The following is a 12,552-nucleotide window of genomic DNA, read 5'->3' as shown; positions in this document are numbered from 1 at the left end:
GTGACGATCACTTCGACCGGGCGCGCCGGACGGCAGCTGCACGGCGGGCCGGTCACCTACGCCGTGCTGACGCTGTTCACCGTGGGCTCCCTCTTCCCCCTGGTGTGGACCGCGATCGCCGCGTCGCGCGACAACACACGGCTGGCGCGGACGCCGCCGCCCTTCTGGTTCGGCGGCAGGCTGGCGAAGAACCTCGGGACCGCGTGGGGCGACGCCCACATGGGCCTCGCGCTCCTCAACACCACGGTGGTGGCGGGCACGATCGCCCTGGGCACGGTGTTGTTCAGCACCGTGGCCGGCTTCGCCTTCGCCAAGCTGCGGTTCCGGTTCAGGGACGCGCTGCTGCTGCTGACGGTCGGGACGATGATGGTCCCGCCGCAGCTGAGCGTCGTGCCCCTCTTCATGGTCGTCGCCCAGCTGGGCTGGACCGACCAGCTCCAGTCGGTGGTGCTGCCCACCCTGGTCAGCGCCTTCGGGGTCTTCTTCATGCGGCAGTACCTCGTGGAGGCGCTGCCCACCGAGCTGATCGAGGCGGCCCGCGTGGACGGCGCGAACAGCCTGCGCGTGGTGTGGCACATCGTCCTTCCCGTCGCGCGGCCCGCGATGGCCGTGCTCGGGATGCTCTCCTTCGTGCAGGCGTGGAACGACTTCTTCTGGCCGATCATCGCGCTCACGCAGGAGAACCCCACCGTGCAGGTCGCGCTCACCGGGCTGGGCCGCGGTTACGTACCCGACCAGGCGGTGGTGATGGCCGGGGCGCTGCTGGGCACCCTGCCGCTGCTGCTCGCCTTCACCCTCTTCGGCAGACAGATCGTCGGCGGCATCATGCAGGGCGCCGTCAAAGGCTGACTTCCCGTCCCCCATATCGCCTTTCTCCCTCCTTCTCCCCTTTCCTCTCTCCGACTTCCCCCCACCCGGGAGCACTTCCATGACCGTGAACTTCCCGCCCGGCTTCCTCTGGGGCGCCGCGACCGCCGCGTACCAGATCGAGGGCGCGGCACAGGAGGACGGCCGCACCCCCTCCATCTGGGACACCTTCTCCCACACGCCCGGCAGGACCCTCGGCGGCGACACCGGCGACACGGCCGCCGACCACTACCACCGCCGCGCGGAGGACGTCCGGCTGATGGCCGAACTCGGCCTGGGCGCCTACCGCTTCTCCGTCTCCTGGCCCCGCGTACAGCCCACCGGGCGGGGGCACGCCTCCCAGCGGGGCCTCGACTTCTACCGCGCGCTCGTCGACGACCTGCTCGACCGGGGCATCCGGCCCGTGCTGACCCTCTACCACTGGGACCTGCCGCAGGAGCTGGAGTCGGCGGGCGGCTGGCCCGAGCGCGGCACGGCGCACCGCTTCGCCGACTACGCGCACCTGGTCGCCGAGGCGCTGGGTGACCGGGTGGAGCTGTGGACGACCCTCAACGAGCCCTGGTGCAGCGCCTTCCTGGGCTACGGCTCGGGGGTGCACGCCCCGGGCCGCACGGATCCCGTGGCCGCCCTGCGCGCCGCCCACCACCTCAACCTGGCCCACGGCCTCGGCGCCCAGGCGCTGCGCGCGGCCCTGCCCTCGCGGGCCCAGGTCTCCGTGACGCTCAACCCGGCGGCCGTCAGGGCCCGCACGGACTCCCCCGAGGACCGGGACGCTCAACGGCGGATCGACGCGCTCGCCACCCGTATCTTCACCGAGCCCATGCTCCGCGGCGCGTACCCCGCCGATCTGCTCGCCGACACCGCGGGGCTCACCGACTGGTCCTTCGTGCACGCCGGCGATCCGGACACCATCCGGCACCCCCTCGACTCGCTGGGCATCAACTACTACGCGCCTACAGTGGTATCAGACGCCACTGACAACGCCCCGTCCCGCGACGACGGCCACGGCTCCGCCGACCGCTCCCCCTGGCCCGGGGCCGACCGCGTCGCCTTCCACCGGCCGCCCGGCAAGCGGACAGCGATGGACTGGTCGGTCGACCCCACGGGCCTGCACGAACTGCTGACGCGCTTCTCCCGCGAGTTCCCGGGCCTGCCCCTCATGGTCACCGAGAACGGGGCCGCGTACGACGACAAGCCGGACGGCGACGGCGTGGTGCACGACCCGGAGCGCATCGCCTATCTGCACGCCCATCTCGACGCCGTCCGGCGGGCGCTGGCCGACGGCGTGGACGTGCGCGGCTACTTCCTCTGGTCGCTGCTCGACAACTTCGAGTGGGCGTACGGCTACAGCAAGCGCTTCGGCGCGGTGTACGTCGACTACGCCACCCAGGCGCGCATCCCCAAGTCGAGCGCCCGCTGGTACGCCCAGGTGGTGCGTACGGGGCAACTCCCGCCGTACTGACGGCCGTCGGTCCACGGTCCGGCGAACTGCCGGGCCGCTACTCGAAGACGGACGGCGGCGGGGCCGGTGACGGCTTGGCGCTCGCGTCGGTGACGGGTGCGGCCCCGCCCGTGAAGTCGGCCAGGGCGCGGCCGTGTTCGACCCTTCCCTGGTGCGGGTCGGTGGCGGCGCGCCGGGTCAGCTCCGCGATCGGCAGCTCGTGGTCGGAGGCCAGCAGCACGGCGTTGCCGAAGCGGCGTCCGCGCAGGACCGCCGGGTCGGCGGTCAGGCACAGCTCGGGGAAGACGGTGCGCACGGTGGCGATCTGCGCCTTGACGTAGGACAGGGGCGGCCCGTCCGCGAGGTTCGCGGCGTAGAAGCCGCCCGGCCGCAGCGCGCGGCGCACCTCGGCGGCGAACTCCGCGCTGGTCAGGTGCGCGGGGGTGCGGGCACCGCTGAAGACGTCGGCGATGATCAGGTCGGCCCAGCCGTCCGGCACCTTGGCCAGGCCCTCGCGGGCGTCACCGCCGCGCACCCGGACGCGCCAGGAGGGGTCCAGGGGCAGCTCGCGGCGGACCAGCTGGACGAGCGGGGCGTCGATCTCCACGATCTGCTGGGTGGAGCGGGGCCGGGTCGCGGCGACGTAGCGGGCGAGGGTGAAGGCGCCGCCGCCCAGGTGGAGCGCCTGGACCGGCTTGCCGGGCGGGGCCACCAGGTCGGCGATGTGGCCGAGCCTGCGCTGATAGGCGAATTCGAGATACGTGGGGTCGTCGAGGTCGACGTGGGACTGCGGCGCCCCGTCGATCGTCAGGGTGAAGCCGCGCGGCCGGTCACGGTCCGGCACGAGGGCGGCGGCCCCGCCCGCCACCTGCTCGGTGACCGGCTCCGCCGCCCGTCCACGCCCTTGCTTCTGTCTGCCCTTGCCCATCGGGCAATTATCGCCCGTTCCGCCCGCGGGGCGCCCGCCACCTGCGGCGGACCGCCTAGCGGCAGCGGTCGACGGCCTCGATCGTGCGCGCCGCCTCGCCGAGCGCCGCCCGCAGCACGACGGGGTCCGTCGCCTCGGAGAACGCGGCCTCCGGCGCGACGAGCCAGCCGGTGCCGGTGAGGGGCGGCGGCTCCGCCGGGTCCACCTGGAAGCCGCGGCCGTGCGTCTGGGTGCAGGCGCTGCCCGGGACGTCCCAGGCGTCCGCCGTGCCGGGCGGCACCAGGAAGCCGAGGGTGTCGCACTCTCCGTCGTGCAGCACGGGGCCGACGCCGTCACGCAGCCGCAGGATGTCGACCGCCTCCAGGCCCTGCCGGGCCGGCACGGTGACGAGGTCGCACTGCCCGGCGTCGACGGCCTCCTGGGCCGCGCACGGGGACGGCGACGGGCTGTGGTCCTCACGCGGCAGGTGCAGGGCCGTCGTCCGCGAGCTGCTGATGTCCACTCCGGCCTCCACCAAGGGAAACCCCTCCTCCGCCGTGCCACTCCGCGTCGAGCGCGCTCATGGGTACAACGCGCGAACCACGTCAACGGCAACGGCGCCATGCCGTCACAAAGGATGGCACTTCATGGCGGATCACGGGTGGGATATCCGTTTTGTAGCCAAACAGGGGGTAGTGGCCCTCTCGTTGCCGGTACGGTCTTCTCCGCCGAACGGCAGCTCCGGCGCTCGGCAGCCCGAAGGGCAGCAACAGCCCACGCCCCCGTTCGTATCCCGGGGGGCGGCATTCGCCAGGGAGAGGGGCTGGCCATGGCGTCGTCCCACGCGTCACCTCCACCCCGCCCGAACGAGGCGTTCCGGCAGTTGCGGGGCAGCCGGTCGCCGGCCGAGTTCGCGGCGGCCGTACGGCGCGCGGCCCGGGAGATCGGCGAGCAGGTCTCGTGCGACGCGCGCTACATCGGGCGCGTGGAGTCCGGCGAGATCCGCTGCCCCAACTACGCCTACGAGCGGGTGTTCCGGCACATGTTCCCCGGAAGGGAACCGGCGGACATGGGTTTCACGCCGCGGAACGTGGTACGCGGCAAGAGGGCGCGCGGAACCGCCGAGGCGTCGCCGCGGGAGTCCGGGGAGCCGCTCGTCGAGCGCGCCCCGGCCGCTCCCGGCATTCCCTTCGACAGCCACAAGGAGAGCGACGTGTTGCGTCGCGCGTTCATGACCAGCGGCACCGCGGCGATGGCGGCGGTCTCCCTGGGCGCCGTCGTCCCGGCCCCCCGCTCCCCGCGCCACGCGGGCGAGCCCGAGGCGGCGGCCGTCGAACAGGCCGTACGCCGTATCCGGCTGCTGGACGACCGGCACGGCGCGGACGGCCTCTACCGGCGTGCCGCACAGCCGCTGCGGGTGGCGTACGAACTGCTGGACGCGGACACCCGGCGGCAGTCGGTCGCGGACCGGCTGCACTCGGGGGCGGGCGAACTGGCGATCTCCGTCGGCTGGCTGGCCCACGACTCGGGCCGCTTCGCGGACGCCCGCTCGCACTACGCGGAGGCGCTCGCCACGGCGCGGGTCGCCGGGGACCCCGCGCTGGAGGCGCACGCCTTCTGCAACACCTCCTTCCTCGCGCGCGACGCGGAGCGCCCGCGGGAGGCCGTCCGGGCGGCGCAGGCGGCGCAGCGGGCCGGGCGGCAATTGGCGTCACCGCGGCTGATGTCCCTGCTGGCCCTGCGCGAGGCCGGCGGCTGGGCCGGGCTCGGGGACCGGGGGGCGTGCGAGGAGGCGCTGACACGGGCGCGGGCGCTCTTCGAGCGCGGGTCCGCCGACGCGGATCCGGAGTGGATGTCCTTCTTCGGCGAGGCGGAGCTGGAGGGGCTGGAGGCTCAGTGCTGGTCGGCGCTCGGCGACTGGGCGCGCGCGGCGGACCACGCGCGGCGCGCGGTCGACCTCCAGAACCCGCACTTCGCCCGCAACATCGCGCTGTTCACCACCCAGCTCGCGAGCGACCTGGCCCACGGCGGCGAGCCGGACGCGGCGGCCGCAGCGGGTGACCGGGCACTGGACCTGCTGACGGAGGTCCACTCGACGCGGATCAGGACCATGCTGGCCGCGACGGCCCGCCGCCTCCGCCACCACCCCCGCGAGACGGAGGGCTTCCTGACGCGCTACCGGCACGCGGTGGCGAACGGCGGGTAGTTGGGGCCGGTCCGGCAGATCTTGTGGCCGGTTCCGCGGGTGGCCGTCATCCGCACCACCGCGGCGCGGACGCGCCGGAAGGGCGCCCCGCCGCAGACTGCCCACAGCCCGGCGACGATCCGCCGGACGGGCCGAGCTGCGTGGACCGAGCCCGCGGCCCGCGGTCGAAGGCTCCGTCACCTTCGTCTTCGAGGTCGTCGGGCTACCGAGCCCGCGGCCCGCAGGCGAAGGCGCCACAGTCCGTGGCAATCCAGCCCGTTGGGGGCACCTCCCAGCGGTAGCTGGGGGAGTTTGAGGACACCGCCGCGCAGCGGTGGTGCGGACGACACGGCCCGCAGAAGGACGACGGGGCTCAGCCACTCACATCCGCTGCGTCACGCCAAGTGCCCCGTGTCGTTCCACCGCTCGATCGCCGGCGCGTCGTACGCCCAGCCCAGGATCGACAGCGACGTGGGGTCCAGGCGGATACGCGCCGCGAAGGACACGTCGAGGCCCAGCCAGCGCGCCCCGATCGTCCGCAGGATGTGTCCGTGCGCGAAGATCAGCACGTCGCGGTCGGCCGAGCGCGCCCACTGGACGACCTCGTCGGCGCGGGCGCCGACCTCCGCCAGGGTCTCGCCCTCCGGGACGCCGTCGCGCCAGATCAACCAGCCGGGGCGCTGCGCCTTGATCTCGGCCGGGGTCATCCCCTCGTACGCGCCGTAGTCCCATTCCATCAGCGCGTCCCAGTCGGTGGCCCGGTCGCCGAAGCCGGCCAGCTCGCAGGTCTCCTTGGCGCGCACCAGGGGGCTCGTACGGATCTCGACGTCCCGCAGCCCGTCCCAGGGGGCACGGTGCAGGCGCTCGCCGAGCAGCTTCGCGCCGCGCCGGCCCTCGTCGAGGAGCGGGATGTCCGTGCGGCCGGTGTGCTTGCCGGACAGCGACCACTCCGTCTGTCCGTGCCGGGCCAGCAGGATGCGCGGTGCCATGACGAGGGACCCTTCAGAAGATTTCGGTGATTTTGGCTACAGATGGCGGCAGATAATTACAAGCTCTGCCAGAACCGATCCGCTCGTTCTCCATCATCGCTCACACCCACCTCAGGCAACCCTCCAGTGGCTTCCGGCGTCTCCTCCCTCGCACTCCGCCCACCCTCGCCGAACGGCGGGCGAACTGGGCGTTTCCGATAAGCCGCGGGCCGGTGTGCGAACGATGCGGCGTACACCGTACGGTGGCATGCGCGCTTGTTGGCCGCCTGAACACATGGAGAGCGTCCGGATGTACCGCACCGCACCACTCGGGAAGCGGCCGCGCTGGTGGACCGAGCTGCCACTGATCGCCGTGGTGTACGCGCTGTACTCGGCGGGCCGCCTGCTGGTCAGGCAGGACGTGCAGACGGCCGTCGACCACGGGCTGTCGATCCTCGACCTCGAGAAGACCTTCCGAATAAATTTCGAGCACCCGCTCAACCGGCTGCTCACGGACCACCCGGCCCTCGGCATACCCGCCGACTTCGCCTACGCGTCCCTGCACTACATCCTCACCCCGGCGATCCTGGTCTGGGCCTTCCGCCGCCGCCCGGCCGACTACCGCTTCCTGCGCAGCTGGCTGATGATCTCCACCCTCATCGGCCTCATAGGCTTCACCCTGCTGCCCACCTGCCCGCCCCGGCTGCTGGACCCGGCCGAGGGCTTCGTCGACACGATGCGCATGTACGCCGAGTACGGCTGGTGGGGCGGCGACGCCAGTGCCCCGAGGGGCCTCGGCGGGATGACCAACCAGTACGCCGCGATGCCGAGCCTGCACGTCGGCTGGGCCCTGTGGTGCGGCGTCGTGATGTACCGCTACGGCCGCACCCCCTGGGCGAAGATCGCCGGTGTCGTCTATCCGCTGTCGATCACCTTCGTGGTGATGGGCACCGCCAACCACTACTTCCTGGACGCCGTCGCGGGGGCGGCCGTCATGGGTGTGGGCTTCCTGCTGGCCAAGCCCGCGCTGCGGGCCGTCGACCGGATCACGAGACGCCTCTCCCGGTCGACAGGCAAGGAAACCGCCGGTACGCCCGCGAATGTCGGTGCCGGATGCGAGACTTCGGCAGGTACAGCGCTTCCCCGGGGCGCGGCCTCCGGCTCCCCGGCCGGAGACGGCTCCCGGGGCGCGCCGGAGAGACTTCGCGAGGCGGACGCCAGTGACCAGATCCCTCGACAGCCGGGCTCCGGCGGGGCCGGAGACAGCCGCGCCGGCGGCGCTGCGACAGCGGCTCGCTGAGCTGCGCGGGCCGGGCACCGCCGCCCGCCCGCTGGACGCCCGCGCCCTGGCGGCCCTGGCCGCCAACCCCGGCTGCCGGCGCCGGGCGCTGCTGGACGGCGCCGGGGTCGACAAGGGCGCGCTGGCCCGGGCCCTGGGCTCCCCGGCGACCTTCGGGCAGTCGCAGTTCGCCCTGGTGCGGGGCCACTCCTTCGAGCAGCGGGTCAAGGCCGACGGCGGGGCCGCCCTGATCCGCCTGCTGCACGAGCGGCTGGCCGACGGCACTCCGGAGCCGGACGCCGTCGACACCCCCGACCTCTCCGCCGCCGGCCCCGAGGGCCGCACCGCGCGTACGGCGCTGGCCCTGCGCGAGGCCACCGCCGCCGGGCGCTGGGCGCTCCTGGACCACCCTCTGCTGGCCCTGAGTGTCGCGGGCACGCCCGCCTATCTGGAGCCGGACGCCGTGGTCGTCCACCCCGACGGGAGCTGGACCGTCGTGGAGATCAAGTCCTTCGCGATGGTCGACGGCGCGGCGGACGCCACGAAGGTGGGCGCGGCGGCCCGGCAGGCCGCGGTCTACGCCCTCGCCCTGGAGGACGTGGCGGCGCGGCTGGCGGCCGCCCCGCGCGTGCACGCGCGCGTGCTGCTCGTCTGCCCCAAGGACTTCTCCAACCTCCCCGCCGCCGCGCTCGTCGACGTACGCAAGCAACTGGCGACCACCCGGCGGCAGCTCGGCCGGCTGTCCCGCGTCGAGGACATCGCGGCCGCCCTGCCCGAGGGCACCACCTTCGACCTGCGCCTCGCCGAGGACGGCCGCACAGCGACGCGCCCCGTGGAAGAGCTGCTGGACGCCGTCGAGTGCGTCGAGGCTGCGTACGCCCCGGAGTGCCTGGCCGCGTGCGAGCTGGCCTTCCACTGCCGGGCGCGCGCCCGGCGGGCGGGCGCGGTGGAGTCCCTGGGGCGCGGCCTGCGCGGGGAGCTCGGCGGGCTGACCACGGTGGAGTCGGTGCTGTCCGCCGCCCTGGGCGGGACCGGCGACCCCGAGGACCCGGCCGTCGCCGCCCTGCGCCGCGCGGCCGCCCTGCGCGCGGAAGCGCTGGCCCTGGCGGGCACGGGTACGGAGGCCGCCGTATGACGACGCCCGGCGGACGGAAAGAGGCCGTATGTCGCTGATCACCTCGCTCGCGCGCATGGAAGCCGTGCGGGACGGCAGGGCCCGGCCCCTGGCGACCGTGCGGCACCGGCACCTCGCGGAGCGCCCGCTCGTCTTCGTGCCCCTCACCACGGCCGGTGAGGCGGGCGCCCCACTGGGCGCGCTGGTGGGCACCGACCGGGACGCGCCCCGACTGCTGGTGGTGCCGCAACCGCGCGACAGGGACCTGCGGTTCGCCTTCCTCGCCGAGCTGGCCGACGCGGTGCTGCCCTACGTCGAGGAATTCGCCGACGCGGTCGAGAGGGAGGAGCGCAAGGAGACCGACCCGGAGACCGGCAGGAAAGTGCCGGTCGAGGTCGAGCTGTGCGCACAGGCCCCGCAACTGCTGGTGCCGGGCACCGCGGCGGTGGAGTACGTACGGCTGCTGGGCCGCTCCATGCGGTTCCGGCGCACCGCCGAGCAGGATCCGGAGGCGGCGTATCCCGCGCCCCCGCGCGTGCCGCTGCTCGGCCGCTGGCTGACGCACTTCGGGGAGCGGGCGCGGGTGCCCGGCTCGTCGTTGCTGCTGCCGATGACGCAGCTGCTGAGCAGACACTGGGCGACGGGGCAGAGCAATCTGGAGGACCAGCACCTGGGCGCGCTGCTCGCCTGGATCGCCCCGTCGCCCGGCTCTACGGGCGCGGAGGCGGCGCTCCGCGCGGAGCTGGCCCGGGACGGTGACGGCCTGCTGCTCCAGCCCCCGGCGGGTCCCGCGACGGACCCGGCGTTCGACAACAAACGGCTGGCGCCCGCCACGGCCCGCTTCGACCGCGCCCGCGCGGAGGCGGCGGAGGCGGCCGCGGCGCTGGAGGCGGCAGGGCCGGCGGGCGCGTCCATGGCCCGGGCCCGGCAGCGTGCCGCCGCGGCCGCGCGGGAGAGTGCCGAGCGGGAGATCCGCGCGCTGCTGGAGTCGCAGCTGCGGCCCACTTGGGACGCCGTCTGGCAGGGCGTCGACCTGCTGCGCGGCCTGCGCGCGGGCGAGCGGGTGGCCGACCGGTGGAAGCGGGACCGGTGGTCGTACACAGCGCACCGCGACCGCGTACGGGCCGGGGAGCCGCCGCAGCCCCGGCGGGACGACGCGGTGACGGCCGCCCGGAAGCTGGCCGCGCGGGAGACGGCGCTCGCGCAGCTCGACGCCCAGGAGGCGCTGGACGACCCGCTGGTGATGGCCACGCGGCGGCTGTCCGGGGAGGCGTTCGCGGGCGAGGTCACCGAGGTGGTGATGGAGTATTCGACGGCGAAGGTGCCGCGTCCGCGGCCCCTGGTGACGGTGCGCACGGACGACGCCCCGCTGCTCGCGGAGGGGGCGAAGGTCCACCGGGCGCACGGCGCGAGCGCGCAGACGGCGGAGTTCGTCGGCCCGGTGGCGGGCGAGCCCGGCGTGCTGACGGTGCGGCTGACCGGTGGCATGGGCCGGGGCAAGGTCCCCGACGCGGGTTCGGTGCCGGAGAAGGGCGACCGCGTCTGCTGGACCCTCTTCGAGCACTCCCCGCGCGGCGGGCCCGAGCTGCCCGACCCCGAGCGGACGCCCTGGACCCACGGCGGCCCGCCGGGCGAGGCCGTGGAAGCCCCCGATCCGGTGACTCCGGAGGACCACCTGTGAACGTGACGGAGGACCGGCTGTGAACCCGACCGACGCGGCGCCCGCCGTCCCGGCGGCGCGGTCCCGCCCCGCCCCCGGATTCGACCCGTCCGCGGCGGCCGGCGCCGCGACCGACGCGATCCTGCGCGACACTCTGCACGGCACGCACCGCGGCGTCGTCGTCGACTCCCCGCCGGGCGCGGGCAAGTCGACGCTGGTCGTGCGGGCCGCGCGGGAGCTGGCGGCCGCGGGCCGCCCGCTGATGATCGTCGCGCAGACCAACGCCCAGGTCGACGACCTGGTGCTGCGGCTGGCCGCGAAGGACCCGGAGCTGCCGGTCGGGCGGCTGCACAGCAACGAGGCCCAGCCGTACGACCTGGCGCTGGACGCGCTCCCGTCGGTGGTGAAGTCGGCGCGGGCCGCCGACCTCGCGGGGCTCGACGTGGTGGTCTCCACGGCCGCGAAGTGGGCGCACACCAAGGTCACCGAGCCCTGGGGGCACGCGATCGTCGACGAGGCCTACCAGATGCGCTCCGACGCGCTGCTCGCGGTGGCCGGGCTCTTCGAACGGGCGCTGTTCGTCGGCGACCCGGGGCAGTTGGACCCCTTCAGCGTGGTGGGCGCGGAGGGGGCGGCGCAGTGGGCCGGGCTGTCGTACGACCCTTCGGCGAGCGCGGTGTCCACCCTGCTCGCCCACAACCCGGGCCTGCCCCAGCACCGGCTGCCCGTCTCCTGGCGGCTGCCCGCCTCGGCCGCGCCGCTGGTGTCGGCGGCCTTCTATCCGTACACGCCCTTCCGCAGCGGCACCGGGTACGGCGACCGGCGGCTGGCCTTCGGGGTGCCGTCGGACGGCTCGGCGCCGGACCGGGTGCTCGACGAGGCCGCCGAGACGGGCTGGGGCCTGCTGGAGCTGCCCGCCCGCAGGACGCCGCGCACGGACCCGGAGGCGGTGGGCGCGGTGGCCCACGTCGTCCGGCGGCTGCTGGACCGCGGCGGCGCGGCCACGAGCGAGCTCTCCCCCGACCCGGTGCCGCTCACGGCGGACCGGATCGCGGTGGGCACGGCCCACCGCGACCAGGCGGCCGCCGTGCGGTCGGCGCTGGCCGGGCTGGGGGTACGCGGGGTGACCGTGGACACGGCGAACCGGCTCCAGGGCCGGGAGTTCGACGTGACCGTGGTGCTGCACCCGCTGTCCGGCCGCCCGGACGCGACCGCCTTCCACCTGGAGACGGGCCGCCTGTGCGTGCTGGCGTCACGCCACCGGCACGCGTGCGTGGTGGTGGGCCGGGCGGGCGTCGACCAGCTCCTGGACGAACACCCGTCGACGGATCCGGTGCGCCTGGGAGTGACGGTGAAGTTCCCGGACGGGTGGGAGGCGAACCACGCGGTATGGGCCCACCTGACAGAACACCGAGTGGCCTGGCGGCCGTGAACCGGCGTTCCGCCGCTTGCCCCCACGAACGCCGCCCTCCCGCCGGACGGAGTCCGGCACGCCGCCGGAGGCGCCCAAGGGAAACAGCCCGGACGGCTGGAAGGCGAACCACGCGGTATGGGCCCACCTGGCGGAACACCGGGTCGCCTGGCGGCCGTGATGCCGGGATTTGTTCGCGTCCGCTGGAGTGCCCCGTCGGCCTGGTGCGCGGCCGCAACATGTGGACTGGTCGCTTACGGAGGCGCGGCCCCGCCCGCTGGGCCCACTTGCGCGGCGCAGGACAATGGATGACGGTGCAGACGATCCTGGAGGTATGTACATGTGCGAGCCGAAGCCGGCTCCCGGCGCGCGCGACAGTGGGCCGCGCCGCTTGAAGCCCGCGCAGCTGCTCTTCGAGCCGCCCGAGGCCCTCGCCGACCCGGAGCACTTCTTCGACCTGGAATCGATCGAGGACCCGCGCGAGCTGCTGGCCCGTTCCACCGAGCTGGCGCTGGCCTTCCGCGCGGCGGCCGACAGAGCGATCGAGTTCCAGGCGGTCGCCGCGGCCCAGCTCGCCGACCCCCGGCGCTTCGACAGGCTGCCGCCCGCGGTGATCGCGGAGCGCGCCGAGTGGAGCGAGGACTACGCGAAGAAGATGGTCGAGTTCGGCCGTGACCTGCTGCGGGGCAGCAGCACCGTCGACTGATCCGCACGGCCCGT

Annotated in this window: 11 protein-coding genes; 8 read left to right on the top strand and 3 right to left on the bottom strand. The window is 74.5% G+C overall.

Translation table 11 applies throughout. The annotated features are described in order from the left end of the window. Nucleotides 1–849 (top strand): carbohydrate ABC transporter permease, encoded by an 849-nt coding sequence (locus AB0435_RS23360; protein WP_366007040.1) that lies wholly within the window; start codon nt 1–3, stop codon nt 847–849. Between the two features lie 79 nt (nt 850–928). Then, the gene (locus tag AB0435_RS23355) at nt 929–2,329 is read left to right on the top strand and encodes a GH1 family beta-glucosidase (protein ID WP_366007041.1); all 1,401 of its coding nucleotides are present in this window, start codon (nt 929–931) and stop codon (nt 2,327–2,329) included. Nucleotides 2,330–2,366: 37 nt separating this feature from the next. Here AB0435_RS23355 and AB0435_RS23350 read toward each other — a convergent pair whose 3' ends face one another. Together AB0435_RS23350 and AB0435_RS23345 are read right to left on the bottom strand one after the other, a co-directional pair. Next, nucleotides 2,367–3,236, bottom strand: a complete 870-nt coding sequence (locus AB0435_RS23350; RefSeq protein WP_366007042.1) for a fused MFS/spermidine synthase — start codon at nt 3,234–3,236, stop codon at nt 2,367–2,369. 55 nt (nt 3,237–3,291) lie between these two features. Then, on the bottom strand, nt 3,292–3,753 hold the full coding sequence (locus AB0435_RS23345) for a hypothetical protein (protein WP_366007043.1): 462 nt from the start codon (nt 3,751–3,753) through the stop codon (nt 3,292–3,294). 291 nt (nt 3,754–4,044) lie between these two features. On the opposite strand from AB0435_RS23345, the gene AB0435_RS23340 reads away from it, so the two are divergent. Continuing rightward, on the top strand, nt 4,045–5,421 hold the full coding sequence (locus AB0435_RS23340) for a tetratricopeptide repeat protein (protein WP_366007044.1): 1,377 nt from the start codon (nt 4,045–4,047) through the stop codon (nt 5,419–5,421). 374 nt (nt 5,422–5,795) lie between these two features. Here the strand turns inward: AB0435_RS23340 and AB0435_RS23335 are convergent, their stop codons facing one another. After that, complete coding sequence (locus AB0435_RS23335; RefSeq protein WP_301887267.1) at nt 5,796–6,389, bottom strand: histidine phosphatase family protein; 594 nt, start codon at nt 6,387–6,389, stop codon at nt 5,796–5,798. Nucleotides 6,390–6,678: 289 nt separating this feature from the next. Here AB0435_RS23335 and AB0435_RS23330 point away from each other — a divergent pair, with 289 nt between their 5' ends. The 5 genes from AB0435_RS23330 to AB0435_RS23310 all read left to right on the top strand — a co-directional run bounded on the left by AB0435_RS23330 (nt 6,679) and on the right by AB0435_RS23310 (nt 12,538). Then, the gene (locus tag AB0435_RS23330) at nt 6,679–7,668 is read left to right on the top strand and encodes a phosphatase PAP2 family protein (RefSeq protein WP_366007045.1); all 990 of its coding nucleotides are present in this window, start codon (nt 6,679–6,681) and stop codon (nt 7,666–7,668) included. Continuing rightward, a complete protein-coding gene (locus AB0435_RS23325) occupies nt 7,589–8,782 on the top strand; it encodes a hypothetical protein (RefSeq protein WP_366427876.1) in 1,194 nt (397 codons plus the stop codon). The genes AB0435_RS23330 and AB0435_RS23325 overlap by 80 nt, the downstream gene beginning before the upstream one ends. A gap of 28 nt (nt 8,783–8,810) precedes the next feature. Continuing rightward, nucleotides 8,811–10,442 (top strand): hypothetical protein, encoded by a 1,632-nt coding sequence (locus AB0435_RS23320; RefSeq protein WP_366007047.1) that lies wholly within the window; start codon nt 8,811–8,813, stop codon nt 10,440–10,442. A gap of 19 nt (nt 10,443–10,461) precedes the next feature. Next, the gene (locus AB0435_RS23315; RefSeq protein ID WP_366427875.1) at nt 10,462–11,853 is read left to right on the top strand and encodes an AAA domain-containing protein; all 1,392 of its coding nucleotides are present in this window, start codon (nt 10,462–10,464) and stop codon (nt 11,851–11,853) included. A 319-nt stretch (nt 11,854–12,172) separates the two neighbouring features. Beyond that, nucleotides 12,173–12,538, top strand: coding sequence for a hypothetical protein (locus tag AB0435_RS23310; RefSeq protein WP_366007049.1), 366 nt, complete (start codon nt 12,173–12,175; stop codon nt 12,536–12,538). Nucleotides 12,539–12,552 lie beyond the last annotated feature (14 nt).

It is taken from the genome of Streptomyces sp. NPDC051173 (assembly GCF_040689515.1).
In the GTDB taxonomy this organism is placed as follows: Bacteria; Actinomycetota; Actinomycetes; order Streptomycetales; family Streptomycetaceae; genus Streptomyces.
The sequence above is the reverse complement of the archived record's forward strand: the minus strand, read 5'-3'. Positions and strand labels throughout refer to the sequence as shown.

Excerpts from the sequence above, each read along its gene's own strand:
- AB0435_RS23355 (WP_366007041.1), top strand. The coding sequence starts at position 929 with ATGACCGTGAACTTCCCGCCCGGCTTCCTCTGGGGCGCCGCGACCGCC.
- AB0435_RS23350 (WP_366007042.1), bottom strand. The coding sequence starts at position 3,236 with ATGGGCAAGGGCAGACAGAAGCAAGGGCGTGGACGGGCGGCGGAGCCG.
- AB0435_RS23340 (WP_366007044.1), top strand. The coding sequence starts at position 4,045 with ATGGCGTCGTCCCACGCGTCACCTCCACCCCGCCCGAACGAGGCGTTC.
- AB0435_RS23335 (WP_301887267.1), bottom strand. The coding sequence starts at position 6,389 with ATGGCACCGCGCATCCTGCTGGCCCGGCACGGACAGACGGAGTGGTCG.
- AB0435_RS23330 (WP_366007045.1), top strand. The coding sequence starts at position 6,679 with ATGTACCGCACCGCACCACTCGGGAAGCGGCCGCGCTGGTGGACCGAG.
- AB0435_RS23320 (WP_366007047.1), top strand. The coding sequence starts at position 8,811 with ATGTCGCTGATCACCTCGCTCGCGCGCATGGAAGCCGTGCGGGACGGC.
- AB0435_RS23310 (WP_366007049.1), top strand. The coding sequence starts at position 12,173 with ATGTGCGAGCCGAAGCCGGCTCCCGGCGCGCGCGACAGTGGGCCGCGC.